Annotated in this window: 20 protein-coding genes; 12 read left to right on the forward strand and 8 right to left on the reverse strand. The window is 42.3% G+C overall.

The window, feature by feature from the left end; genetic code table 11:
* The first annotated feature begins 25 nt into the window (after nt 1-25).
* The 7 genes from G7092_RS20290 (at nt 26) to G7092_RS20320 (ending at nt 9,556) form a co-directional block, all read left to right on the forward strand.
* The gene (locus G7092_RS20290; protein WP_202985373.1) at nt 26-583 is read left to right on the forward strand and encodes a DUF1543 domain-containing protein; all 558 of its coding nucleotides are present in this window, start codon (nt 26-28) and stop codon (nt 581-583) included.
* A 453-nt stretch (nt 584-1,036) separates the two neighbouring features.
* Nucleotides 1,037-2,365 carry a signal recognition particle protein gene (ffh, locus tag G7092_RS20295; RefSeq protein ID WP_166091833.1) on the forward strand — a complete coding sequence of 443 codons (1,329 nt, stop codon included), beginning with the start codon at nt 1,037-1,039 and terminating at the stop codon, nt 2,363-2,365.
* 120 nt (nt 2,366-2,485) lie between these two features.
* On the forward strand, nt 2,486-3,709 hold the full coding sequence (locus tag G7092_RS20300; protein WP_166091835.1) for an FAD-dependent oxidoreductase: 1,224 nt from the start codon (nt 2,486-2,488) through the stop codon (nt 3,707-3,709).
* Between the two features lie 111 nt (nt 3,710-3,820).
* A complete protein-coding gene (locus G7092_RS20305) occupies nt 3,821-5,428 on the forward strand; it encodes a M1 family metallopeptidase (RefSeq protein WP_166091837.1) in 1,608 nt (535 codons plus the stop codon).
* Nucleotides 5,429-5,655: 227 nt separating this feature from the next.
* Nucleotides 5,656-7,290, forward strand: coding sequence for a carboxylesterase/lipase family protein (locus G7092_RS20310; RefSeq protein ID WP_166091839.1), 1,635 nt, complete (start codon nt 5,656-5,658; stop codon nt 7,288-7,290).
* A gap of 193 nt (nt 7,291-7,483) precedes the next feature.
* On the forward strand, nt 7,484-7,879 hold the full coding sequence (locus G7092_RS20315) for a hypothetical protein (protein WP_166091842.1): 396 nt from the start codon (nt 7,484-7,486) through the stop codon (nt 7,877-7,879).
* Nucleotides 7,880-8,017: 138 nt separating this feature from the next.
* Nucleotides 8,018-9,556, forward strand: a complete 1,539-nt coding sequence (locus G7092_RS20320; protein ID WP_166091844.1) for a YifB family Mg chelatase-like AAA ATPase — start codon at nt 8,018-8,020, stop codon at nt 9,554-9,556.
* A gap of 133 nt (nt 9,557-9,689) precedes the next feature.
* On the opposite strand, the gene G7092_RS20325 is transcribed toward G7092_RS20320, so the two are convergent.
* On the reverse strand, nt 9,690-10,157 hold the full coding sequence (locus G7092_RS20325) for a hypothetical protein (protein WP_166091846.1): 468 nt from the start codon (nt 10,155-10,157) through the stop codon (nt 9,690-9,692).
* A 327-nt stretch (nt 10,158-10,484) separates the two neighbouring features.
* On the opposite strand from G7092_RS20325, the gene G7092_RS20330 reads away from it, so the two are divergent.
* Entirely contained in the window at nt 10,485-11,054 is a 570-nt protein-coding gene (locus G7092_RS20330; RefSeq protein ID WP_166091849.1) for a GNAT family N-acetyltransferase, read from the forward strand.
* Here G7092_RS20330 and G7092_RS20335 read toward each other — a convergent pair.
* Together G7092_RS20335 and G7092_RS20340 are read right to left on the reverse strand one after the other, a co-directional pair.
* On the reverse strand, nt 11,026-11,424 hold the full coding sequence (locus G7092_RS20335) for a cytidine deaminase (protein WP_166091851.1): 399 nt from the start codon (nt 11,422-11,424) through the stop codon (nt 11,026-11,028). The genes G7092_RS20330 and G7092_RS20335 overlap by 29 nt on opposite strands.
* A 161-nt stretch (nt 11,425-11,585) precedes the next feature.
* Nucleotides 11,586-12,377 (reverse strand): hypothetical protein, encoded by a 792-nt coding sequence (locus tag G7092_RS20340; protein ID WP_166091853.1) that lies wholly within the window; start codon nt 12,375-12,377, stop codon nt 11,586-11,588.
* A 340-nt stretch (nt 12,378-12,717) separates the two neighbouring features.
* Here G7092_RS20340 and G7092_RS20345 point away from each other — a divergent pair, with 340 nt between their 5' ends.
* Together G7092_RS20345 and G7092_RS20350 are read left to right on the forward strand one after the other, a co-directional pair.
* Nucleotides 12,718-14,403 (forward strand): M61 metallopeptidase family protein, encoded by a 1,686-nt coding sequence (locus G7092_RS20345; RefSeq protein WP_166091855.1) that lies wholly within the window; start codon nt 12,718-12,720, stop codon nt 14,401-14,403.
* A 244-nt stretch (nt 14,404-14,647) separates the two neighbouring features.
* On the forward strand, nt 14,648-15,607 hold the full coding sequence (locus G7092_RS20350) for a YiiG family protein (protein WP_166091857.1): 960 nt from the start codon (nt 14,648-14,650) through the stop codon (nt 15,605-15,607).
* 194 nt (nt 15,608-15,801) lie between these two features.
* On the opposite strand, the gene G7092_RS20355 is transcribed toward G7092_RS20350, so the two are convergent.
* Nucleotides 15,802-17,577, reverse strand: coding sequence for a cellulase family glycosylhydrolase (locus G7092_RS20355; protein ID WP_166091859.1), 1,776 nt, complete (start codon nt 17,575-17,577; stop codon nt 15,802-15,804).
* A gap of 43 nt (nt 17,578-17,620) precedes the next feature.
* The gene (locus G7092_RS20360) at nt 17,621-19,027 is read right to left on the reverse strand and encodes a glycoside hydrolase family 30 protein (RefSeq protein WP_166091861.1); all 1,407 of its coding nucleotides are present in this window, start codon (nt 19,025-19,027) and stop codon (nt 17,621-17,623) included.
* Nucleotides 19,028-19,330: 303 nt separating this feature from the next.
* On the opposite strand from G7092_RS20360, the gene G7092_RS20365 reads away from it, so the two are divergent.
* Complete coding sequence (locus G7092_RS20365) at nt 19,331-19,711, forward strand: response regulator (RefSeq protein ID WP_166091863.1); 381 nt, start codon at nt 19,331-19,333, stop codon at nt 19,709-19,711.
* Between the two features lie 69 nt (nt 19,712-19,780).
* Here G7092_RS20365 and G7092_RS20370 read toward each other — a convergent pair whose 3' ends face one another.
* Both G7092_RS20370 and G7092_RS20375 read right to left on the reverse strand, forming a co-directional pair.
* Complete coding sequence (locus G7092_RS20370; RefSeq protein ID WP_166091865.1) at nt 19,781-22,720, reverse strand: outer membrane beta-barrel protein; 2,940 nt, start codon at nt 22,718-22,720, stop codon at nt 19,781-19,783.
* Between the two features lie 216 nt (nt 22,721-22,936).
* A complete protein-coding gene (locus G7092_RS20375; protein WP_166091867.1) occupies nt 22,937-23,605 on the reverse strand; it encodes a collagen-like protein in 669 nt (222 codons plus the stop codon).
* A 190-nt stretch (nt 23,606-23,795) separates the two neighbouring features.
* Between G7092_RS20375 and G7092_RS20380 the strand changes: the two genes are divergently transcribed.
* On the forward strand, nt 23,796-24,068 hold the full coding sequence (locus G7092_RS20380; protein ID WP_076371112.1) for a hypothetical protein: 273 nt from the start codon (nt 23,796-23,798) through the stop codon (nt 24,066-24,068).
* Nucleotides 24,069-24,190: 122 nt separating this feature from the next.
* Here G7092_RS20380 and G7092_RS20385 read toward each other — a convergent pair whose 3' ends face one another.
* Nucleotides 24,191-26,836: a zinc-dependent metalloprotease gene (locus tag G7092_RS20385; protein WP_166091870.1), complete on the reverse strand. Its 2,646-nt coding sequence runs from the start codon at nt 26,834-26,836 to the stop codon at nt 24,191-24,193.
* Between the last annotated feature and the right edge of the window lie 30 nt (nt 26,837-26,866).

The following is a 26,866-nucleotide window of genomic DNA, read 5'->3' on the forward strand; positions in this document are numbered from 1 at the left end:
CCTTATAAAAACCAACATACCCCTTATGAAATTATTTATGCTGATGCTTGGCTGCACACCACCCGGGCGGAATACCGAACAACACGATACGTTTTTTGGAATCGGAGAAACGGTAAAAGATCTTATCCCTCAGATTAAAGCTTTCTGGCCCGAAGGTCAGGATCGGCTGCATGTAGACGCCTGGCGCGAAGTAACCCAGGTTAGCGGATACAGAGTGCAGGTAGTTGAGCAACCCGGTAGTACAGATGCCGAGCTCCTCAGACTGTTTTTTATAAATCTGGGCGGTTACCAGGAGGGTTTGTTTGATGAACCACATTTTAAGGTACTTACCGTGCAGCCCAACAAATCAAAAGCTTTTGCCTATGCCAAGGACACACCGTTTTATCACCAGGTTCATTTTCCCGGCGCTGAATCGCACATCGACGATAAATATGGACTGGATGTAGATGATCTGCATGAGATAGCAGATATTTTACCCGCCGCTCAGAAAGCGCAATACGCCCTGCACATTACACCCGCAGCTGACGGAACCGCGGAAGACAAAATACATTTAGGGTATTTTAAACTGGATAAATTGCCGTAAGGAGATTTGATTAGCAGTCGCTTGGTCCCAGCGATATACATGCCTTTCCTTAAGCCAAAAATTTTCTGTATATTTGATATATACGCACAGCCCGGTTCCTAACCAAAGGAAACCGGGCTGTGCTGTTAAAGGGTGAAACAGATCAAAAATCGCCCTTCTTGTATATAGTTATTTGACAGTCAATAAATTAATACTTTTTAAAGTTTTAAAAACACCTCAAAACGGGACTGTAATTTGTTAAAAAGTGTTAAAATGAAGGTTTTTCAATCGTTTTTGCCCTCTTTTTAACCCGTTTTTGGCCAGAAAAGTGTTAAAATCCGGGGTTTAAAAAGTTTTTGTAGGTGCAATGTAAAAGCTCTTTTCAAAAAGCAGGGCCGGGGTTAAAATAATTCAACGGATATATTTCAAAATCATACCTTTGTAACCTTTAAAGATTAAAAGTACTTTATAATAATGTTTGAAAATCTTTCGGATAAACTCGACAGGGCGTTCAAGGTCCTGAAGGGTCAGGGAACTATTACTGAGATAAACGTGGCCGAAACCATGAAGGAGATACGCAAAGCCCTTCTGGATGCCGACGTTAACTATAAAACCGCCAAAGCCTTTACCGACGAGGTTAGGCAAAAAGCACTGGGACAGAATGTATTAACAGCTGTTTCGCCGGGCCAGTTGCTTACCAAGCTCATGAACGATGAGCTGGCCGAGCTGATGGGCGGTACTACAGCCGAGCTTACCTTCCCGGCTACACCAACCATCATCCTCATAGCGGGCTTGAACGGTGCTGGTAAAACAACTTTTACCGGCAAGCTGGCTAATTACTTAAAAACACAAAAAAATAAAAAACCTTTACTGGTTGCTGATGATATTTACCGCCCCGCGGCTATTGACCAGCTGGAAGTATTGGGTCAGCAAATAGGCATCCCGGTTTATGCCAACCGCGAGTCAAAAGATCCGGTAGCTATTGCCCGTGAGGGTATTGCCCTGGCAAAACAGAACGGCCACAATGTGGTGATCATCGATACCGCCGGTCGTTTGGCTATTGATGAGGCCATGATGGTGGAGATTGAGCAGGTAAAAGCAGCGGTAAATCCGCATGAGATCCTGTTTGTGGTGGATTCGATGACCGGTCAGGATGCGGTGAACACGGCTAAAGTATTCAACGACCGTTTGGACTTTACCGGTGTGGTTTTAACCAAACTGGATGGTGATACCCGTGGTGGTGCTGCGCTGTCGATCAAATCGGTAGTAAGCAAGCCGATCAAATTTATCGGTACCGGCGAAAAAATGGAAGCGCTGGATGTTTTCCACCCCGATCGTATGGCTTCCCGTATCCTGGGCATGGGCGACGTGGTATCCCTGGTTGAGCGTGCGCAACAGCAGTTTGATGAGAAAGAAGCTGCCGAGCTGCAAAAGAAGATCCGCAAGAACAAGTTTGATTTTAACGATTTTTACAGCCAGATACAGCAGATCAAAAAAATGGGTAACATGAAAGATCTGATGGGCATGATACCTGGTGTAGGTAAAATGATGAAGGATGTAGAGGTTGACGATAATGCCTTTAAAGCTATCGAAGCTATCATCCAGTCGATGACGCCATTCGAGAAATCAAACCCCGAAACCATAAACCAAAGCCGTCGTACCCGTATAGCCAAAGGCTCCGGTACCGACCTGGCCGAGGTAAACCGCCTCATGAAGCAGTTTGACGACATGAAAAAGGTGATGAAACAAATGAGCAACCCGGCAGCCATGGCCAGCATGATGCGCCGCATGCCTAAGATGTAATTTATAATCCCCCGTTCATGGGGGATTATAAAACCTGAAATTGTCCAATCCTTACAGGAATATAGCCAATGTTTAAGGTTGTTTTATTATGGAGCTTTGCTCCATCAAATAGAAACAGCCATGAATATTACAACAATATATAAAAAAGAACCGCTACAGGTTGCCATTATTGGCGCAGGTTTGGGCGGACTTTGTCTGGCACAGGGATTGAAGAAAAACGGAATCGCTTTCCAGGTTTTTGAGAAAGACTCTGCGGCTAATAGTCGCACACAGGGATACCGTATCCGCATTGATAAAACAGGGCAGGATGCGCTTGCCGCTTGTTTGTCTGAACGTTTATATACATTATTTTCCGAAACTGTGGTCCCGTCAGTTGGGGTACGTACTTTAAATGCACAATTAGAATTGCTTACCGATAAGTGGGTAGATTCCTGGGAGGATGGAGAAGCCAATGCGCAACCCGATTTGAAAGCCAACCGTTTAACCATGCGCGAAATACTGCTGCTTGGCTTAAACAAACAGGTACACTTCAACAAAAAATTTGTCAGTTATGAAAAACAGCCCGATGACCGGGTTTGCGTACATTTTGAAGATGGAACCTCATTTACTGCTGATGTATTGGTTGCTGCAGATGGGGTGAATTCCCGCCTGGGCGCACAACGGTTCCCCGCTCAGGAGCTGGTGGATACCGGCAGTGTTTGCGTGTACGGAAAAACCTTTTATACCGAGCAAGCCAAAAAGCAAGTCGATCCGGCTTTACAAACGGATACAGCGGTTATCTTTGAAAATGAGCTGGCAATGATAGCCGACGCCATGCAGTTTAAATCGACTTTTGTAAAAGCCGGTGAGCAATATGGACCGGATGCCGAATTGACTTATACCGAAGATTATATGTACTGGGCGCTCATTGGTAACCGGGGTCGCTTTGGCCTGAACAATGAACAGGCCTTAACATTTGCCTCCGGTGAGCTTTTTGATTGTCTTAAACAGGTAACATCGGCATGGGCTCCTACCCTAAAGGCGCTTTTTGAATCAGCAAATCCAGAATCGCTGACTATAGTGCCCGTAAAAACGTCGTTACCCCAAGATGCCTGGAGCAGCGATAATATAACCGCCCTGGGCGATTCGATACATGCGATGAGCCCGGCCGGAGGCCTTGGCGCCAACACCGCCCTTTATGATGCCGCATTACTTACTGCCTGCCTTACCAAAGTTGCTGCCGGAGAAACAGCGTTGCTTGATGCTATAGCGCAGTATGAGGAAAAGATGCGGGAACATAGCTGCAACTCGATCAATGCTTCGCAGCGGGGAGGAAAAAAACTCTATAAACAATCGGCAGATTAAATAGAATTGTTGCTTTTGGAGAGCATCATTTTTAAATATAAACGGGGAGGTAATTGGCCGCTTTTTTATTTTAGTTTTGTGTAATACGAAGCTATCCCCCATTTAAAATATATGCGTAAAACGATATTATCTTCGGCTCTTTTAATTTTAAGTATAGCAGCTCAAGCACAAGTTCCCGGTGCTGTTATTGATGTACAGCACTACAACTTTGCCCTGCAATTAACCGATGCTGATAACAATATCAAAGGGCAGGCTACGGTAGAGGTTAAATTTTTGAGAAATGCGGATGCATTCAACCTCGACCTGGTTAAAAAGAACAGTGAAGGCAAAGGGATGCTGGTATCGGCGGTTACGGAAAATGGAAAAAAGCTCCGGTTTGTGCAAGATAGCGGTGCTGTTAAAATATATACTAGTGCCAAAACAGGAAGTTTGCATAGTTACAAAGTGAGTTATGAGGGTATCCCTGCCGATGGGTTGATCATATCGACCAATAACTTTGGACACCGTACTTTTTTTGGGGATAATTGGCCAAACCGGGCGCATAACTGGCTGCCCTGTGTAGATGTTCCGGCCGATAAAGCTTCGGTTGATTTTGTGGTAACCGCGCCCGATCATTACCAGGTAGTATCCAACGGCTTAAAAATAAAGGAGCAGCAATTGCCCAATCATTTGAAATTAACGCACTGGCATGAAGCTGTTGTTGTACCTACCAAAGTAATGGTGATAGGTGTAGCCGCCTTTGCTATTGACCACCCGGGCGATGCAGGCAATATTCCCGTATATACTTATGTGTTTCCGGAGAGTAAGGAGGCGGGATTTAAGAGTTACGCTGTAGCTAAAGATATACTGCCTTATTTTATCAAAAATGTTGGTCCGTACAGCTATGAAAAACTGGCCAACGTGCAGTCAAAAACCATATTTGGCGGTATGGAAAACGCCAGCGCGATATTTTACTTTGAAGAGTCGGTAACGTCACCCGGTATTGAGGAGCTGATGGCCCATGAGATTGCTCACCAATGGTTTGGTGACGGCGCCAGCGAAAAAAGTTTCTGGCACTTGTGGCTCAGCGAAGGTTTTGCCACCTATATGACCAACCTGTACCTGGAGAACAAATACGGCACCGATACACTGAAAAAGCGAATGCTGGCCGATCGTAAAAAAGTACTGGAGTTTGAAAAAAAGCGCCTTACTCCTGTGGTTGATAGCGCCGTGAAAAACGACTATATGCAGTTGCTTAACGCCAACAGTTATGAAAAAGGGAGCTGGGTATTACATATGCTCCGCCGTAAACTGGGCGACAACTTGTTTTGGAAAGGCGTGCAAAACTACTATGCCAAATACCGCAACAAAAACGCCAATACCGATGATTTGCGTAGGGAAATGGAACAAGCCAGCGGCCAGGATCTGAAACCGTTTTTTAATCAATGGCTCCGCAAAGCCGGGCACCCTGATCTGAACATCGGCTGGCATTATGATGTAGATAAAGGCGTAATTGATTTTGCGATAGAACAGAAGCAGGGTAACCTATACGAGTTCCCGTTAGAGTATACAATTGATGGTCTAAAACAATCTTTTGTTATCAAAGATAAAATAAATCACTTTCAAATTTCGGCTAAAACAGCACCTGTTAATATTATTATGGATCCGAATGTAAATCTACTTGCCTCTTTTAATTTTAAAACATATGTTGAATTAATGTTGAAATATAAAATAGATTAATTCTAATTTATTTGCTGCAATAAAATTTATCCTTGCCCTTGATTTATAAGAATTTATAATTATCATTGTGTTAAATAAACACAATGATAATTATAGAAAAGATCTTGTTTTAAACAGGCCGATTCTGTTGTCCGTCCCCCTGCTTGTCTGTAGTATCATTCCTGGTTGTTATTCGGGCATTCTATAAGCCCATGATCTATAAACCAATTATACTAAACCAGATAGTTATGAAAAAACGTTCCTCATTTTGGGCTGTTTTAGCCTTATGCCTCTTACCTGTTTACGGATGGTGCCAGGGCAATAGCGGCGATGCCATTTTAGCCGGAAAAGATATCGCGGTGACCAGTACCGGAAACGGACAGGTTCGCGGATACATCCATAATGGCACATTCACCTACAAAGGCATTCCTTATGCAAAAGCGCAACGGTTTATGGCGCCCGAAAAGCCGGAATCGTGGCCGGGAGTTAGGGCATCGCTAACCTATGGCGCGGTATGCCCCATAGATCCTACTACTGCAGTAAATGATCTCCTGGAGTTTGGTTTTAATCACAACTGGGGTTATATGAATGAAGATTGCCTGAAACTCAATGTCTGGACACCGGGTATCAATGATCAAAAGAAACGCCCGGTAATGGTTTGGCTGCATGGTGGTGGTTTTAGTGCCGGCTCGGCCATTGAGCTACCTTCCTATGATGGCGAAAACATGAGTAAAAAGGGCGATGTGGTGGTGGTATCTATCAATCATCGCCTAAACTTATTGGGCTTTTTAAACCTGTCGGCCTATGGTGATAAATATAAAGCATCGGCCAACGCGGGCATGATGGATATTGTAGCGGCCCTGCAATGGGTAAAACAAAACATAACCAGTTTTGGTGGCGATCCGGACAATGTAACCATCTTTGGCCAGTCGGGTGGTGGTGCTAAAGTGGGTACGCTGATGAATGCCCCATCAGCAAAAGGCCTGTTTCAAAAAGCTATTGTGGAAAGCGGCAGCTATCGCAGTGACTTTATGACGGCTGATGTTTCAAAACGCATTGGCGCGGCTGTGCTGGAAGTACTGAACCTGCAGCCAGGACAGGTAGATTCATTGCAAACCATGTCTTATGAACGTTTGAGTGCAGCCTGCAAAAAAGCATTTATAAAGGTGCAGCAGCAACTAAAGGCAGAAGGTAAACCCGTTGGTGGATTCGGGCTGATGTGGGAACCAAGTATCGACGGGAATTTTTTACCTTATAATATGACCGACCCGGCGGCTGTTGAACTTTCTAAAAATGTACCGCTATTGGTAGGATCGACCAAAAATGAATTTATGGCCTCGCTCATCAATCCTGCAATTTCAGGTTTTACGATGGATGAAGCTAAAAGTTATCTTCAAAAAAAATATGGCGACAAAACCGATGCTTATATGGCCGAAGTAAAAAAAGCATACCCCAACACTGTGAAACCAGCTGATTATATTGATATCGACTTGACCACCTTTAGACCAGGAACTGTGCGGCAGGCAAATGCAAAATCGGCTGTAGTGGGCGGAGCCCCGGTTTATATGTACCAGTTTGCATGGCAATCGCCGGTGATGGATGGGATGTACAAATCGGTACATTGCATGGATATCGCATTCCAGTTTAATAACATTAGCCGTTGTGAAGAGTTTACCGGCGGCGGAAAAGAGGCTTACGCGCTGGCAGCAAAAATAAGCCAGGCCTGGATAAATTTCGCACGCACGGGTAACCCCAATGCAAAAGGTTTGCCTAATTGGCCTATGTATACCGAAAAAAATGGAGCGGCAATGGTATTCGATAACCAGTCAGCAGTAAAATTTCATCATGACCAGGTACTGCTGCAAATGGCTGCTGTAAAATAGAGGTTGATATTTTTGCTGTATTAGTAATGATTATTTGCAACAATTTCATTTTTGAGTGATGTGGGATATTTATTTAATAAAAATGCAGGGTTGATAAAAAATATTTAATTTAGCGCAATAAAATTCTGAAAAATTGCGTTATTTCGATATATAATATTACAACAAACCATTATTAACCTTAAACCAATAACCTATGAACACTACAAGATTCTATAAATCCATGTATGTAAGCTTTTACAGGTGGAGTTTTAAAAATTTTGGTCAGGGTAATTTACCCCGATTTAATTCGCTTTTTGGGCTGAATTTTTTGCTGATCATACTGTTAACCACATTGTTGCTGATTGCTCAGCTTTGTTTAAAATCAAGCTGGTTTAATGTTAATCCCATGTCGGGCACATTTATAATGCTCGGGGCAGTTGGCGCGTTACTGTTAAATTATTTTGTATTGCTAAACAATAAGCGGTTTAATAAACTCAATATCGCTTTTGAAAAAATAAGCAAGCACCATCAAAAAATATGGTCGGTAATGATACTGGCCTGCGTAATCGCATCCTGCGGATTTTTGATGATAATTGCCCAGGTAGCTTAATTTCACGATCAATAATACCTGCCTGCCGTCTCTTTAACTGTGGATGGCAGGCTTTTTTATATACTTATTTTAATATCCCGCCTCTTTCTTCTGCTGATTAAAAATATTTATCTTACGCGTTGATTAAACTTTATCACAGTGTTGGTTAAAACTTTTGGCAGTGCGGTTTATGGTATCGAGGCTATTACCATAACGGTTGAGGTAAATATAGCGGCGGGTACCAAATATTTTATAGTTGGCCTACCCGATGTGGCCGTAAAAGAGAGTTATTTCCGGATCGAATCGGCATTAAAAAATACCGGTTTCCGGATGCCCCGCCAGCAGGTGGTGGTTAATATGGCTCCTGCGGATATCAAAAAAGAAGGATCTTCCTATGATTTGACCATCGCCACGGCTGTTTTGGCGGCATCCGGGCAGTTGGAGCCAGAGAACCTGGATAAGTACATTATCATGGGTGAACTATCACTGGATGGCAGCTTACAACCCATCAAAGGGGCCCTTCCTATTGCTATACAAGCCCGTAAAGATGGTTTTAAGGGATTTATTCTCCCCAAACAAAACGCCCGTGAAGCAGCCATTGTGAACGATCTGGAAGTTTATGGTGTGGATAATATCAAAGAGGTTGCCGGTTTTTTTAATGGTGATCTGAACATCGAGCCCGAGGTAGTAAACACCCGGGAGGAGTTCTATAACAGTCTGAGCAATTACGATAGCGATTTTAGTGAAGTAAAGGGCCAGGAGAACATCAAACGCGCGCTGGAAATTGCCGCAGCAGGCGGTCATAATGTGATATTGATTGGTCCGCCGGGAGCGGGTAAAACTATGCTGGCCCGCAGGTTGCCTTCTATTTTACCACCACTGAGTTTATATGAATCGTTAGAAACTACGAAGATACATTCGGTTGCGGGCAAACTGGCCGCCGCAGATGCTTTGGTAACTATTAGGCCATTCCGGTCACCCCATCATACCATTAGTGATGTGGCTTTGGTTGGCGGTGGTGGCAATCCACAACCAGGTGAAATCTCATTGGCACATAATGGCGTATTGTTTTTGGATGAGCTGCCTGAATTTAAGCGTAGCGCGCTGGAAGTAATGCGCCAGCCGCTGGAAGAACGCCGCGTAACTATTTCAAGGGCCAAATTTACCGTTGATTACCCCTCCAGCTTTATGCTGGTGGCTAGTATGAACCCCTGCCCTTGCGGGTATTATAATCATCCCGAAAAAGAATGTATCTGTCCGCCTGGAATGGTGCAGAAATATCTGAGCAAGATCTCTGGTCCGCTGTTGGACAGGATCGATCTGCACGTGGAGGTAACACCGGTGAATTTCAGCGAACTATCCTCAGACCGTGCCTCCGAAAAAAGCGAGCTGATCCGCGAGCGGGTAATCAAAGCCCGGGAGGTGCAGGTAGAACGTTTTGGTAACCGCCCCGATCTGCATGCCAATGCGCAAATGAGCCCGCAGATGGTGCGCGACCTGTGTAAAATAGATGTTGCCGGACAAACACTGCTCAAAAGAGCCATGGAAAAGCTGGGCCTCTCCGCCCGGGCCTACGACCGTATCCTGAAAGTATCCCGCACCATTGCCGATCTGGCTGATAGCGAAGATATCAAACTGGAGCATTTGGCCGAGGCCATACATTTCCGGAGTTTGGATAGAGAAGGCTGGGCCGGGTAGAGAGGAGACGGAGTCTCAGGGCATAGTGGTCCGTAGTTGGAAACTACGGACAGCGGGGCGCCATGCTAATAAACATTGTAAGCCTTTATCTTTACAAAAAGCATCCGGCTTGCGGTAGCGGAGGTGGGTACCCTTACTTTTTAGCCTTTGGACCTGAAACGATAACTATTTTATCGTACCAAAAAATTCGGGCCATTTCGGGCGTTGCTTTTGTATGATATGTCCTGGGCTCCCCTTTTTTTTCAGAAAATCTTCCAACCAGTTTTAATGTAAGAGGAAGAGTTTGTCCATCCCATAAATCATTAGCGTTTATTAAGGTTTTATTAGTGGGTTCCAGATAAAATCGTTCAACACCTTTTAAAAATGGTTGTTTTTTGAATTTTGTTTCAAACCATTGTGGACATCCGCATTCTATAGCAGCATAAGAAGCTGTTATTGAAATTGTCTTTGCATCTGAAGGTTTCCTTACAGAAATAGCCATTTGGTAAGAACCCTTTTGGGGGGTATCCGGTAAATCCTTTCTATCTCTGTTAGATATGTCTGAATACCAGCAACCCAAGGTTATCATTAATGAAATAATAATATTTGTTACGTTTATCATATACTCTTTTGTTAAGTACCTATATTTAAGAACCATTTTACCCTGGCTATCACAAGCGTCATACTGTGTAAAGATAAAAGGATTACAATGCTTCCTCATATGCTACCGCAGGGGTCCCGTTTGTGGCGTCATGCGGCCAAGCATCGTAACCATTTAGCTTTAGCTTTTACCACTAGCGGGACGCTTGTGGTAAAAGAGTTACTTTTTTAATGGCCAATATACCCAAGGCAGTAAAACGGTGTTGCGGTTTCAATAGCAGAACCATAATACATAATAATATCTATATTTTCCTTTATTCTACCTTTGCAGAAGCAGTTAAAGAATAACATGACTAAAGAATACATTTTTAAATCAAAACGACTAGGGTTCAGGAACTGGTTAACGATAGATGTTGAAATTATGGATGAAATAAATTCAGACGAGGAAGTGATGGAGTTTTTTCCGAGCATCAAATCTAAACAAGAAACATCCGAATTTATTGAGAGAATGCAGAATCAATTACAAGAAAAAGGCTTTTGTTACTATGCTGTAGATAAACTCGAAACCAGCGAGTTTATTGGCTTCATTGGGCTATCAGAACAAACTTTCACCTCGGACTTCACACCAGCCATTGATATCGGTTGGAGACTAAAGAGAGATGAATGGAATAAGGGTTACGCAACAGAGGGAGCAAAAAGATGCTTAGATTATGCATTTAGCCAGCTGAAATTAGAAAAAGTTATTGCTATAACCCCTATAGTTAATTTGAAATCCGAACAGGTAATGAAAAAAATTGGAATGAAAAAAGTGAAGAACTTTAACCATCCAACCTTAGCCGACAATGAAAGATTACGGGAATGTAGCTTGTATGAAATAAATTCATATGAATTTAATCCCTTGAATACTTTAGTGGAATAAGGTCGCTGATCTGAACTTTGAATGGGCCTTCTTTATCTTGCAATATTACAAAAGCCTGTGGTGAGTAATCGCTGATCATTTCACGGCACATTCCACAAGGTGAAACTATTTCTCCATCCTTATAAACCGCGACGATGGTGTCAATCTTTGTATCACCAGCTACCGCAGCTGCACCTAACGCTACCGCTTCTGCGCAAATAGCTATACGGCCTACATAGGCCTCCAGATGCAATCCTTCAAAAAAGCTTCCTGAATTTGTTCTAAGCACAGAACTAACCGCGTGCCAATCATCAAGTTTTCGTTCGGCGATTAATTTTTTTGCCTGACTTATTAAAATCAAATCGCTTTCGTTTACTTTAAATTTTTCCATATAATATATTTACGATACAGGTATTTGCCGGCTTTTGTTTTATTATGCTTCGAAAAATCATAAGTAAAAATATCGCAGGAAAGTTGACCAGAAGATCAAAAGACTTAGTTTTCCACCGAAACAGACGATCAATTATAGCCTTAACTGAGTGATAATATTTGCTAATTGAAATAATCGTAGACCTTTTTAAAAGAATTTAGGTCTCCATAAAAACGCTGTTTCTTATCTGATGATGGTTCACAAAAAAGACAAACACTCATTCTGAAAATCAATGCTCTAAGAATTAGTTGAAACGCAATTTTCTTGTCAAGATTAATCTCGTTAAGTACGCTGATTGGTGCCTGATACAAGGAAACGGAATCTACAAGTACGATCGCCTCTGCATATTCTTTAGGATAAAATCCTGGTGTAAAATCTATAACGCAGGTTTCGTTGAGCTCGTTTATCAAAATGTTTCCAGCCAGATCCATGTGAATTAACTGTTCATCCAAATCAATATCGACTCTAAGGGACATTAAGAATCGCAACTCATTAGGGAATGTCTTATTTGCTTTCCCATGCCAAGCTAAAAAATTTGCTTTTTTCCATGGGTTGTTCAAATCACTAAATAAAGCTGCTGGTTTGGTGACTTTCTGCAAAATTTGATTAAGTTTCCTGCAAAGCCTGATGCTGGTTTCAACATCATATAAATGCCCTTTATTTTCAAAATATGATGTTGCACCAAAACCGTCTTCAATGTAGTTCCCATGGAGTGAGCATGCTGGTTTTGCCAAGTTAATTTCCGTTAAATCTAAATTTTCAAGGGCCTGCGCTATCCATAAATATTCTTTAACATCATGTACAGGCTTTATTACGTGTTGACCAATGAGAAAACTTTCAGCTTGCCCCCCGGTCAATTTCTGGATATTGTTATCTTTTGAAAATTTCAAAAGGGTTTCGGTATTTATCGTCATCTTATTGCTACTTACTGATCTTTTTAAATTAACTCCCGACCTTTTGAGACCATTTATCAGGGGGCCTATAAGCACCGTGTATATCACCAAAGCCAGCTCTCTGTATTATAACACCATCATTAATTTTTACTAAAATAGCAATTTTAGTGCCTCGTACTGGGCCGGAGCGGACGCAGGTCGATTACTCATCCCCAACTACCGCAAGCGTCCCGTTTGTGGCATCATGCTAAGAAACATTGTAAGCCCTTAATCTTTACCGCAAGCCACCCGCTTGCGGTAGCGAAGAATTCATCCGACATTTGTAATTGATTATAAATGACATTTAAATATTCTTTAAGCTATGTTCCTGAAAAAATTACTTGTTGCCCTTTTCTTTTTGGGTATCTGCACCAAAGCGCATAGCCAAATTAAATTACAGCTAAAAATGTCGCATGCCGATAATAACGTAATCAACGGTATCAGCGTGACTTATGTACTGCCCCAAGGATACAGCGACTCCAAAGACAAAATCATTCTCCTGTTTGACAAGCTCACGCCATTGCAGCGAACACGTGATACCGTATGCAATTTAAATGCGAAAGACAGTTCGGCCCCAATTAAATTTCACCAGGTAAAAAGTAAAACCATAAATGGCAACGATTACGATTGCTTGCAGGCAGATCGTAATACAACAGGACCTTTGCAAATTTCTTATCGTGTACCTCTCGCAAATCCGATTCCTGCGCAAAGCGGTCCTGTCAGAGATCTGCAGGCAGCAGGCGACGGTATATCAGGGTCATTTGGCAGTTTTCTACTGCTGCCATATACGGATAAAAACATGGAGATTCAGCTCGATTGGGAATTGCCCGCGACGGCCGAGGCTGTATGCAGTTATGGCTCCGGAAAATCGATAAAATTTCAAACAACTTTCGGCGATCTTTTAGAGGCACAGTTTTTAGCGGGGAAGCTTAGTGCGTTTACCTCAACGGATCACCCTCATGGCTTCAGCATGTACGGCCTCGGTAAAGGATCGGACAGTGAATTTAGGACTGCTGCGAATTGGGCTGCAAAAGCTCACCAGGTAATCAGGGATAGCCTGGAAGGATCGCCCGAAAAGCCCTTTTATTACTTTTTCCGTTCTTATGACGGACCCCCTTTATCAAGCGGAAGGGCAACCAGTGGCTCGTTTGTTTTATATGTGCCCACGGGGACTTCGCTGAATGATGAGGATATTAAATCGCTATCTGCTCATGAGATGATACATGTTTTTGTTGCTGATCTGTACGATCCGGAAGGACTTGCTGATTGGTATGTAGAAGGTATCGCGGATTACTTGTCTGTTAAATTTTTGTATGATGCAGGATTGATTAGTGAGAAACGATATTTGGAACTTAGGAACGGCGAGCTTGCAGAATATTATACCAATCGGCTTAAAAATGTTCCAAATCAAAAAATCCCACAAATTATGTGGTCTGGCCGTAACGCCTGGACAACGCCCTATACACGTGGCGTGCTGTATTTTGCCGATTTAGAGGGAAAGCTACGGCAACACCGGGTGAAAAATGTTTCTGTACTATCCCTGATCAGGGAAATGGATCGTCTAAAAGCAAGTGGTCAGCAAACGACCGTACAAACGTGGGCCAACCTGATCAAGAAAAAGGCAGGTGACTGGGCCGTAGCTGATTTTAAATTGATGATGGCAGGCCGGTTACTCATCCCGGTTAATAATGCGTATGGTAAAAATTTTAAGCGGAAACCAGTTGCTGCGCAATTTTTTGATTTAGGCTTTGATGAACCAAAAGCTATAAAAGCAGGGAAAGTTATTGCCGGATTGGATCCAAAATCTCCGGCTGGTTTGGCCGGGTTAAAAAATGGAGACACTATTTCATCTGCTATCAATTTGATACCTGCTTATGAAAGCTATAATAATAACATAACTATTATAGTAAAGCGGAAAGGCATTGATTTTCCGATTACTTTTAAGCCACGTATGGGCCACACAACGGGATACAAATGGGTTTCCGTTGCCTCCGGATCTACCAGGTAAAAAATAGCTATACAGATAGCCTAAGGATTAATTTAGCCCTCGCTACTGCGAGCGTCTCGCTTGTGGCAAACATGAGGCCACAAACGAGCTGCGATTTTCTGGTTGTGTAACTCCGCAACAGATTTTATATTTGTATGTCCCTATACCTGATTAATTTATTGAAGAGCCCGGGAACATTTTCCACACGCAGGGCATGAATCTGAGAAGATAGAAACTATCTGAAATTCAATTAAATTATATACGGATGAAAAAAATAGCACAATTGCTTATCCTTCCCGCTTTTATGACAACTACCCTTATCATTTCCTGTCAAAACAGGGATAAAGGTTCAAAAGCCCAAACTCAATATGCAGAATCAAATGGTGATGATGCCAACAGTATCATTAAGTATAACAATGGCCTGTTGGGCCAGGATGAACGTAGGGACAGCTATTTAAAAAGCCTGGGCAACAATGTAAGGAGTATGCGGAGATTATTTGATAATCCGAAGGCAACTGTTTCCTCCATAGGTATGTTTGAGCCTTTTGAAACGCCCTATATTCCAAAATATGGTGAAAACATCTCCAGTCCTCCAAGCGGGTTAAACAGCAGCGACAAGCAATTCTTCAAAGACAATGTTACGCAACTGAACACGCTTTATACCCAGATCAAAGACGTATATAAAGCGATGCGGGATTACGTAAAGGCCCAGGATTATAAAGACGATAATGGCGCCAAAGGAAAAGCATTAACAGATTCGATAGATAATTTGGGCAACAAATATTATAAACTAGATGACCAGGTGAGGGCAAAATTAAGCGTAATTGCCGACGATGCAGAACGCGTGACACTGAAAGATCATCCACTGAAAGAATATATCTACGCGATGAAAGATGATCGTACCAAAATAGCAGGGATCAGCATGCTTTTGGATAGTAGCGCTAATAATTATAAAGTTTCGGAAGCAAAGTTGCAGGTAGCTTTCCAGGCATTGAAGTCGGAGAATGAAAAACATACAGCTATGAGCTTTTCGAGTCGTGATGAGTATGCTTCAAAAAAGAATTATTTCGGCAAGTTCAATGAAGCGGTTAATGATTTTTTGCTTGAATTAAAAAGGATCATGCGCGATGCTTCTGCATCAGGAAAAATCAGTGAAGAAGACCTGAAAACGTTGGACTATAAAAGAGAAACTATCAGAAGCTACTATAACAATTTTGTAGATTAAAAAACAAGATAATATAAAGCGAACTGAGCATGGAGAAGGATCTGATCATTGATCAAGCCCCTTCTCCATGCTCAGTTCGCCTTTTCTGGGTTTACACTTTTTATGCGTTATTTTTTATAATTTATTGATTTTTAGCAATATAGGCCAATGTTAACCCTGAAAAGTGTAAACCCATGTAAACCCACTTTTTAACTTTATTTATCCTTCCAAAATTGCAGCCAATGCAGGTTATACCCTCCTTTATTGGCGTACACCCTTACTTTATTTGTTCCTGCTTTTAAACGGATATCTTTTACGGTGATCACCTGCCAGGTTTTTAGTCCCCCGGTGTTAGGTACCGCAATCTCTTTCGCCTGATCAGCTCCATTGATATGGAGAGATAGCTTGGCATCATCAGTGGCCGCAGCTACTTTTAGTTTAACTGAATATACTCCTGCTGTTTTTGCTTGTATGGTGTATTGGGTCCATTCGGTGGTTTCTATATGATCAACATAAAAGCTGTTATAAGCGGTGGAATCTTTGCTGATATCTACACCATCATTACGATAGATGCGGCCATGGTTCCCGATACCTGGTTTTCCTGAAGTATGGTAATCGGCTGTATCGGTATCAAAATAAGCAAAACCGTTTCGGCCCAGGTCATAGTCAACGGCATTAATAATAGTACCGTTGGTAACCTTATTGGCTTTAAATGGCTTGGTTGCGGTAGTGAATGGCTGCCTGAAAATAGCATCAATCACATCGTGATGAATAATGGCATTCTCCAATTTGGCATGAATAGCCATTTCGAGTGTGCCACTGTATACATTGCTCTCTTTGGGTTTATGTTTACCCGTGTTCAGGTAGTTGGTCACATCATCATAATTCAGGTTGGAGGGAATCTCGATCGGGTTGTTATTGCCCATTTTTTTCAATGGCCAAAGTGCCCAGCCCAGGTTGTTTTTCTCCAGCAGGCGAATCTCCTCGGTTAGCCAAACATTGGAGTTTTCGCCGGTTTCCCCTATCCAGGCTGGTACATTGTACTGGTCGCGGGTTTTGATGATGTGTTCTACGGATTTCTGATCATTGAAATTCCAGTATTTGTGGAAGCTCAATACCATGTTTTTATCCCAGGTAGGCAGTATGCCGTTATAATTATTACCCCAGCCATTGCCTTCAATAATAATAATGTGTTTTTTATCTACCTCGCGGATGGCAGCGGTAATATCCATCATCAGTTTGCGTAAGGGGGCATTGGTTTTTTCCTTTAAGCCATTCTTATCATTCGCCGGATCATCAAAACCCCAGTTGGGTTCGTTAATGATATCATAGCCGGCTATGTTGGGCTCGTTCTTATATCTATCGGCCAGTTTGCGCCAAAGGGCTATCATTTTTTGCTTGTTAGCTTCGCTATCCCACAGTGACGGCAGATCGGGGTTACGGTCTGATATATTGAGATCATTGCCCTGGCCGCCAGGTGTAGCATGCAGATCAAGGATGAGGTACATGTGGTTAGCTTTGCACCAGGCCAGCAGGTCGTCGGTCATTTTGAAGCCTTTATCCAGCCAGGTATTTTGCCCGGCAACCGGTTCTTTTTCGATAGGTAAAGTATACAGGTTATAGTGCATAGGCAGGCGCACCGAGTTGAAGCCCCAGCGACGCATGGAATCGATATCTATTTTGCGGGTATTATTGGCCAGCCAGGTATCATAAAACTCTTTGGTTTCGGCGGGCCCCATCAGCTCCTCCAGCCTTTCACGGATGCGATACTGACGGCTATCCTTATTTACATGCAGCATGTAACCTTCCTGGATCATCCAGCCTCCCAAACCCATGCCGCGCAATAGGACGTTTTTGCCGCTTTCGTCCACTATTTTTTTGCCATCCGCCTTCAAAAAGCTTTGCGCACTACCTTGTAACGAAATGAACGAAGTCGGTAAAGCCAGTAGCAAAACCTTTACCGATATATTTTTAAATGTTTGTAATAACATGATGTACTTAGGTTATTGATATAAAACAAATAATTAAAAAAGCTTACCAAATATAAGTGCCTACAGAACCCTTATCCAGGGTAGCAGTAATAGCCCGTCCATTATATTTGATATTAAAAGATTGCGACGAGTCGCTGGTATTGGCTACGATGAGCACCTTTTTACCCTCTGGTGTTTTGAAAGCCACGTTTGGCAATGTATCAGAATTATTGGAGGCGATGCGGACAGAGCCGGGGCGCACAAATTTGGATGCATGGGCTATTGAGTAGTAAGCCAGGTTGCGTTTCACTGCGTTTTTGTCAATGGTTACAGCCCCCTGACACATTGGGCAGCCACCACGGTCGGTATAGGGTTTATAATCAGGATCCGCAGCCAGGTTCCATTCCAGTACATTACGGCTCCAGTTGCGGGTTGCCCCAATGATCAATCTTTTAACAGGCGAGGCAATGTTGATGGTAGTGCTGTTCTCTTTTTCAACCACCATTTGCTCCGTAAAGTAAAGATTTTTATCCGGGTGTGCATTGTGTACATCTGTCAGGGCATCAATATCGCCTCCGTATAAATGGAAGCCTGAACCATCAATATATTTACGGGCCGCTGGATCGTTCAGGATAGAGATGGGATAATCAGGTCTGTCGGCATTATGGTCATAAATAATGATCTTGGTTTTAATACCGGCCGCTTTAAAAGCTGGTCCGAGATGGTTTTTAATAAACTCGCCTTCATCTGGGGCTACCAACAGTAAGCTGGGATTATTACCCGGATGTAAAGGCTCGTTTTGAATGGTGATAGCGTCAATAGGTATGCCGTTGGCTTTCATTCCCTGAATATATTTTACCAGGTATTTAGCATAAGCACTGTAGTATTCGGGCTTTAAACGACCGCCACGGGTGTCTTCATTGGTTTTCATCCAGGCAGGTGGCGACCAGGGCGACCCTAGTATCTTGATAGCCGGATTAATAGCCAATATCTGTTTCATAACCGGAATTACATCCTGTTTGTCGGGCCCCAGGTCAAAATGTTTTAATGCCGGGTCCGTTTGGCCGGTCGGCATATCATCATATGAAAACACTTTTTCATTCAGATCTGAAGCACCTATACTCAACCTGATATAACTTACGCCGATGTTATTGCCATTGGTGTCAAATAGCTCTTTTAACAGAGCAGCGCGACTATCCGGACTCATGCGGATGATGTGCATGGCACTGCCGCCGGTTAATGCAAAGCCAAAGCCGTCAATGGGCTGGTATGTTTTTTTGTCATCAACAGTAATGGTAAATCCGTTATCGGTTGCTGGTTTAAAGTTTAAAACATCTTTTTGCTTCTCAAATAAAACAGATCTGTCGGCTTTGGTTAACCATAAATTAGCCTGATCTGCCTTTTGCGCATGGATAACGGTGGTGCTAAACAGCAGTGGCCACAATAAAAGTGATCGGATATTTTTATTCATAAATTAAAATTTAACGGGAAGTTTATTGCTGTAAACTGGTTTAAATAAGGCTTAAATTGGACGGTAAATTTATTATTGTTTTCAATATAATGTTATATAAATTATTGGGTAACTAATATATTACGAAAGTGTAAATTATACACCACATTGTCTGTTTAATTTGATGTTTTTATGCCCTATTTTAACACTACAGAAAGAGGGGTATAAACTCCAACATTAATTTAATGGCGATGTATATTAATTAAGACTTTAAATTATTTGACAGTATTAAAATTTATTTATAGTTTCACTGGAAGTATACAAATGAAAGAACCGCACAAAAAGATCATCATATTTGATGATGATGAAGATATACTGTCTATTTGTAGTTATATCTTGGAGGAGAAGGGATGGGAGGTGCATACTTTTACCGATTGCAATAATATTGCTGATAAAGTTTTGCCGATTTTACCGGATGTAATATTAATGGATAACTGGATTCCAGATGCCGGAGGGATTGTTGCTACGCAAACCCTAAAAAAGGCGGAAGAATTAAAGCATATACCAGTTATATACTTTTCGGCCAATAGCGATATCCAATTACTGGCCAGCCATGCTGGTGCACAAACCTATCTGGCTAAGCCCTTTGATCTGGAAGATCTGGAACGGGTTATCAGTAATGTATTAACAACAGATTCGAATTAACAACAAATTGTAAAAGAAAGCATAATAAAAAAGCCCCATCTATTAAGATGAGGCTTTTTTTATGACTGGTTATTGTAACCCGGCAGGTACGCCCGGTACACCTCCGCCAGATCCTCCGCCATCACGGCGTCCGCCGCCATTGAACCTGCGACCAGGGCCCATATCATCCTGAACAGGTGCTTTGCCTGCAAATTTTTTCAGGTTAAGTGTAAAGGTTAACAGATAGTATCTCGAAAGACGGTTAACACGCGATTGTGTTAATGAACTGGCTGTTGATGTTGATGAAAAACCAGTGTTCTGATTAAATAAGTCAAACCCTGAAAGGCGTATAGTAGCCTGGTGGTTTTTCAAAAAGCGACGCTCCACATACAAATTTAAAATATTAGGATTGGTAACTTTTATATCTGAGCTGTAACCATAGTTGGTTGCTTTGGAGTAATCGTAGCTAAATGTCCAGTCGCCAAAATAATTTTTACCGGTAAGACCAATGTTCCAGGTTCTGATATTAGATGTTCCTTGTAACAGTGGGTTTTGTACGGAGTTGCTTGTTCTGTTGATAGCATAGTTGGTTAAAATTTGTGCATCAACGATGTTATTGATATCAACCCTGAAACGAACCTCTGGTGTAAATACCAGGTTTTTGGCAATGTTTTTCTCTGTAGTAGCTGCAAAAGAAGTGGAATCGATATTGGTCAGATAACCTATATTGTTGGTATAGGTAGCTGTACCGTTGAAGGTGAGCGTGTATTTACGATTTTCCCATGGTTTGGAATAAGTTAAACGGCCAGAACCGGTATAGTATCCATCGGCATTTAAATACTGGGTTAAAATGGTGTTTTGAAACCTTGGGTTAGGCGAATAAAGACGGGGATAGGTAATGGTATTGGTCACCACCTGGTTTTGCACACTCTGGAATGATAAGTTAGCAAAGAACACGTCGCCGGTTTGGAAACTAAACTTGTTATACCTGATCGAAAAATTGTTGGTAAACTGTGGTTTTAGATTTGGGTTACCCTCAACCGGATAAAGCGCATTGGAAAAGTCGATCACCGGTTGTAATTGTGAAAAACTTGGTGTACTGCTTGATCCGTTGTAATTAACACTGAATGACTGACTCCGGGAGAAATTATAAATAAAACGGGCCGTTGGTATTACATTGAATGTGGAGATATGGGTTGAAACCCCGGTTACCGGAGAGTTACCATCCAGAACCGATGGCTGAACGCCTATACCTAATGTGTAATTGTATTTTTTCTCAATAAAACGATAGTTTAAACCTACCTTATTGGTTGTAAAAGTATAATTGTAGCGGTTGCTTAATGCGCTGTCGCTTCTGAACGAAAAATCAGCCGTATTAAAGAGGGTATCGGTTTCTTTATTGTTGGTTGTAATAGCCCGGTTAAATGCATAGTTAAGCTCCAGATATGAACGTTTGCCTATCGGGTTCAGATACGAAACGTTAGTACCATAGCTGTTGGTGCGGCTATAAGTATTGATCATTTGATTGATGGGCGCAGTGGGGTTGCCAGCTGTATAATCGTAAACCGGATTTTGGTATGACCAGCTTGGCGCCGAACTTACGGTAGCATTGATGCTCAGATTATGGCGATTTTTAAAACGGTGGTTAAATAAGGCCGTAAAACCATAATTCGGCGCTTGAGAATCGCCGTTGGTAATAGCGGTATAAGCAGAGGATATATTCCCGTTTCTGGTGAAATTTACGGCTTCAGACTCATTGGTATTTGTGCCGGCATAAGAGAATGTTGGAGTAACCTTTAAGTAGTTAATCGTATCGGGTTTATACTCCATGTTCCAGGTAAAACGATGATTGATATTCTGATCTTTTTCAACACTATTTTGGTTTTGTGTTGTAGGATTTGAGGCCGACCTATTTTCCTGCAATGTGTTGGTTGTTGTGGTAACGGTATTATCGGCAAAGCTGTAACTGCCATATACCGAAAGCTTTTTACCCCATTGGTCGCGGAAGTTAGCTCCTATAGAATGCGCATTGGTTTCACCATTTTGAGTTGTTATCAAACTGCCGGTGTTACCGCCGCCTCTGCCTGCATTACCTCTGCCGCCACCGCCAAAGCCACCACCTCCAAAACCGCCGCCACCACCACTGGCGCTGCCAAATGAAAAGGTATTTACGTTGGTATTGTTGATGCTTCCCAAAAGCGCAATTTGCTGGTCGCCATTAAAATTAAATACATTTAATGATCCTATATACCGGTTCTTATCGGGGATGTCCTGACTTTGAGGTAAGGCATCCCGACCGTCGCCGGCAGTAGCCTGACCAAAATAGCCATAGTTTTTATCCTTGCGAATGGTGATGTTCATGATCTTATCTGGTTCACCGGTTTTAACACCGGTAAGATTAGCCTGATCGCCATAATCATCAATCATCTGGATGTTCTCAATTACATCTGCGGGTAGGTTTTTGGTGGCGCTTTGAACATCACCCCCCATAAAGTCCTTACCGTTTATGCGCACTTTGGTAACCTGTTTTCCCTGTGTAGTAATATTTCCATTTACGTCTACATCAACACCGGGTAGCTTTTTGATCAAATCTTCGGCTGGGGCGTTCTCCCTAACTTTATAGGCACTGGCATTATACTCCACCGTATCCTCTTTTAAAGTTACCGGATTAACACCCACAATAGTAACCACGCTGAGCATATTGGTTGAAGCCTTCATGATGATGTTCCCCAAATCAACCGGCTTTCCGTCGGGATTCAATGCGAAATGTTTTTTGATGGGTGTAAAACCAATGGACGATAATGTAAGCGTTATTTTGCTGCCTTTAACTCCCGAAAATGCGAACTTCCCATTGGCATCAGCAATAGATATGGTACTATCCCCTCCGTTTGATATGAGCTTAATGCTGCTGCCGGGTAGTGATAGTTTTGTAGTGTCAACAACTGTACCGCTGATATCATGCGTAGTTTGTGCCAACGTGTTGAGTACGGTTAAAATGGTTAGGCTTAAAATAAGGCACAGGGTTTTCATAGGGTGTATTTGATCTGCTTGTAATTTTTATTAATTAAACGTTAGACACAATCCGATTGCAAATGTTCAACTTATAAAGTATTAAATGTCAAAAAAGCATATGATTGTTACAATAATGGCACTAAACGCTTATTAATCATAGCATTGTTACAAATTTCAAATATAAAAGGGCCAACGATAACGGCCCTTTCATACTTGAAATCACATTTTATTAAATCAGTTGATATGCAGTGCGGAGGCTACTTCACTGTAGTTTTTAAAGTTGATATTAGGATGGGCAACCTGTAAGGTAGTAACGCTGCCGCCAGGAATAACCACGATTTTAAAATCGAGCCCGGATTGTGAAAAATTCGCTTTAATATTAACATAACCAACACCAAAATCTGATAAAGTAATGGTTCTGCCAGCTTCGCTGTAAGGTAATGCATAATATGCTCCGGTGCTTCCAGTAGTTCTGAAGTAAGCTAAAACAACGCCACTGTCAACGATGTCTTGAGTAATCGCAGGTATCGCAAAATTGGTAAATCCGGTTAGGGTAACGCTTTTATTAATTAATAAATAGCTTTTAACATTCATGGTACCATCGGCTCCTGTAGATCCCGTTGGGCCTTGTGGCCCTGCAGGTCCGGTTGGGCCCTGTGGCCCGGTTGGTCCCTCTGGGCCTTGAGGTCCCTGAGGCCCCGTGCCGCCGGTTGACCCGGTATTGCCTGTTGCCCCTTGTGGTCCGCCTGGTCCTGGTGAGCCGGTATCTCCTTTGGGGCCTTGCGCTCCATTGGTACCATTAGTGCCATTGGCACCGGCTGGCCCGGGATCACCCTTTTTACAAGCGTTCATACTGAATAAGCATATCATTAATGCAGGAAATAGTAGTCGTAGTTTTCTCATGGGATTTTTGAATTTTAGGTGGATTTGTCGCTTTATTACGGATGTGTGAATAATTAGTTTCAGGGAATGGAGATAGCGGAACAATTATTGTTGCCGGTTAAAAAAGGAAATTAGTGTATTGTTCAAATAATCCAAAAAATGAACAACAAAACCAGCGAATGTTTCGTTATGTTTAAAATAAAATTAACCTATGAATAATATTAGCAGCACACTGCACTCAAAAGTGCACAATTGGATAGATGCGATCGGATTTCGGTTAAATGCATCACAAACCAATAATAAAAGTCATGTAACAACTAATCATTATTTCTTTGAAACGTTTAATTTTTTTGAGAAAAAGCGAAGAAATCATCCGGAAAGCACCAAGTTTTTATGCTTTGATGCCTACGGCGAAAAAATTAATGTAAGATCACTGCTTGATCTGCAGGTTGCCTTTTTCGAAAACATCAGCCAGCTTAAATAGTGTTGCTATAGCTGGATGTTAAATCCTGTTCAAGTTTTACCTAACCCATGCTGCTTGTGTTGGGTGTATTCATAAAAAAAGCCGGCTTAAACTAAGCCGGCTTTTTGTTTAATAAGGGTAGATTAATTATCTGTTGGTGTTTTTGGCCAACAATTCATATACCCGCTTTCTGAATTTTCTTTTATCCCATCGTTATTGTTGATGCCGCGCATCACTCCTCCCGGAAGATTGATAATTGCTTTATCCGGATTTAGAGCGTCTTTAATACGCAGATGAAGGTCAGCAAAGTGAGCCGCTGTTAAAGCATCGCCACCCTTTGGTAAGCCGGCATCTATTTTCTTCAACTCCGCACGTACCATTGGCCTGATATCAGATAAGACAATGTTTATAGGAGTAAGGCCCCATGACGCCAATTGGGCGCTTGTTAAGCCCGGAAATGAAAAACTGGCATCCGTTAACAATAAGCCTTTCAGGTTTTCAATGTAACCACGTTGCAGGTTGCGTTTAAAGGCATCCGGTTTGTTGTTATTGAATACACCTGCACGTACATCAGTAAATAACTCAGCAACAGTATAGGCGTTAGTGCCGTTTTTGGCCTCATTATCATACATACGGGCTAGTCTTGATGGATTAAGTACATTTGATAATACAGCAACTTGCATCGCTTTGATTCGATTAAGCGTTACACCATTATCAAATTTACTCAGTTCGGGTTTATTTATTAACCAAAGTGGGGTTTCAAACAATTGCTTGTTTAAAAACAGTGCAGCATCGTGCTGGCGGTCTTTACTTACAAAGTCATATACCGGCCCTTTTTGATCGTAGGTTTTGAAGTTTTCGTTCATCCCGCCAATGTTGGTAGTAACATGCCCCATATAACGATAAAACTGACCCAGAACTTCATTATACAGTTCTGCCACATCGCTAAAATTCTCATTTTTTTGATAGGTCCATTTTTCCAGGTTAGGTAAAATGCGTTTTAAGTTGGCTATACCATAGGTACTGGCTTTCATGGCATTGTCGCCCAGGTCTTCATTTTGCAGGCGTGGGTCAATGGATGTGCCCTGGCGACCAAAATAATAAAGCGGGTTGCCTGCTTTTTTATTGGTCCAGTCGGCCAGTATTTCTTTTTCCTGTAAAGCTGTTTTGTTACCCGGGAACCAGCTGTAGCCCCATTTAATAGACCAAAGGTCATACTCGCCTATTTGTGGATAAAGGTGAGTAACACCATCACCAGGTTGGGCTATATAGTTAAAGCGGGCATAGTCCATGATAGATGGCGCTGTACCATGTTTATCGGTAAATGTTTTGGAGCGAAGTGAATCAACAGGATAAGCATAGCTCGAACCGAAGTTATGCGGTAAACCAAGTGTGTGCCCAATTTCATGCGATGATACGAAACGGATCAACTCGCCCATTTGCTCGTCGGTAAATTGAGCTTTGCGGGCGGCAGGGTTTACAGCAGCAGTCTGTATCAGGTACCAATCGCGCAGCAGGCTCATCACGTTATGATACCAACCCACATGGCTTTCCAGAATCTCGCCGGTACGCGGATCAGAAACATGGGGGCCATATGCGTTCTCTACGTCTGATGCAAAATACCTGACCACACTGTAGCGGGCGTCCTCGGTACTAAATTCAGGGTCTTGTTTGTGTGTCGGAGCTTCTTTACCAACAATAGCATTTTTAAAACCGGCTGCTTCAAAAGCTTTATTCCAGTCGTTTATACCAGCTATAAGATAAGGAACCCATTTTTTCGGCGTCGCCGGATCAATATAATAAACTATTTGTTTCTTGGGTTCAACCAGTTCGCCGCGTGAATAAGCGGCAGGGTCTTTGGGCTCCAGTTTCCAACGATGTATGTAAGCGGTTACCTGAGCCTTTTGAGCATCTGTACCATAATCCGTTTGACGCTGACCAAAAAAGCCAACCCTTTCATCACTGATACGGGCTTTCATTGGTGTTTTAGGCAGCAACAGCATGGAGGTATTGAATTCAAAAGTTATAGCTCCGGTAGAATTATCAGTAGGTGATTCTGCAGAGCGATAAGTTTTTAAAGTGTGGGCTTCCAGGTTTATCGGGAAGCTTTTAATTGTATCAATATAAGAGCGGGTATTATCAACTCCCGAAACTTTATAAGCTTTTTTAACATTATCTGTTAAGCCAATTGCGCTTATATCACCGTTGTAAAAATCGGTGACATCAATCAATACTCCAGTACTATCTTTGTTAAAAGCCTTGATATCAAAAGAAGCTAATACAGCATCGAGATTAGAGTTTTTAACAGATTGATACATATCGGTGGTACTATCTGCCCTTATCGAATAGCTGGGTACCCTGATGAAGATCTGTTTATCATGACGCTCCCATTTCCAAACCTGATCGTTCAGTTCCTCTCCGCCATATTGCTGACCAAATGTTTTTAAGCCGCCCGGAGTTTTAACATAACGGGTAACCACCAGCATTTCGCGGTTGATCAGAGAGTCTGGAATTTCATAGTAATACTTACCATCAACCTTATAGGTATTAAAAAGACCGCTATCGGCCTTTGTTTTACCGGTTATAACATCGCTGAATTTTTTAATGCCCTCTTTTTTGGGTGCACCAACTGTTGCTGTAGCTACAGATGTTCCGCCCGGACCTGATGTTGTTTTAAGGGTTAGGGTTTGGTTTGCTGTGTGTTTTTTGGTAGCACATGAGCTGGCTAAAACAGCAAGGATAAAAGCAGAGCCTCGTAAATAACGGCCTGCAATGGGGTGTTTTTTCATTTATATCGACAGTTAATCCGTAAACTTAAA

Origin of the sequence: Mucilaginibacter inviolabilis, from assembly GCF_011089895.1 — a bacterium.
GTDB lineage: Bacteria > Bacteroidota > Bacteroidia > Sphingobacteriales > Sphingobacteriaceae > Mucilaginibacter > Mucilaginibacter inviolabilis.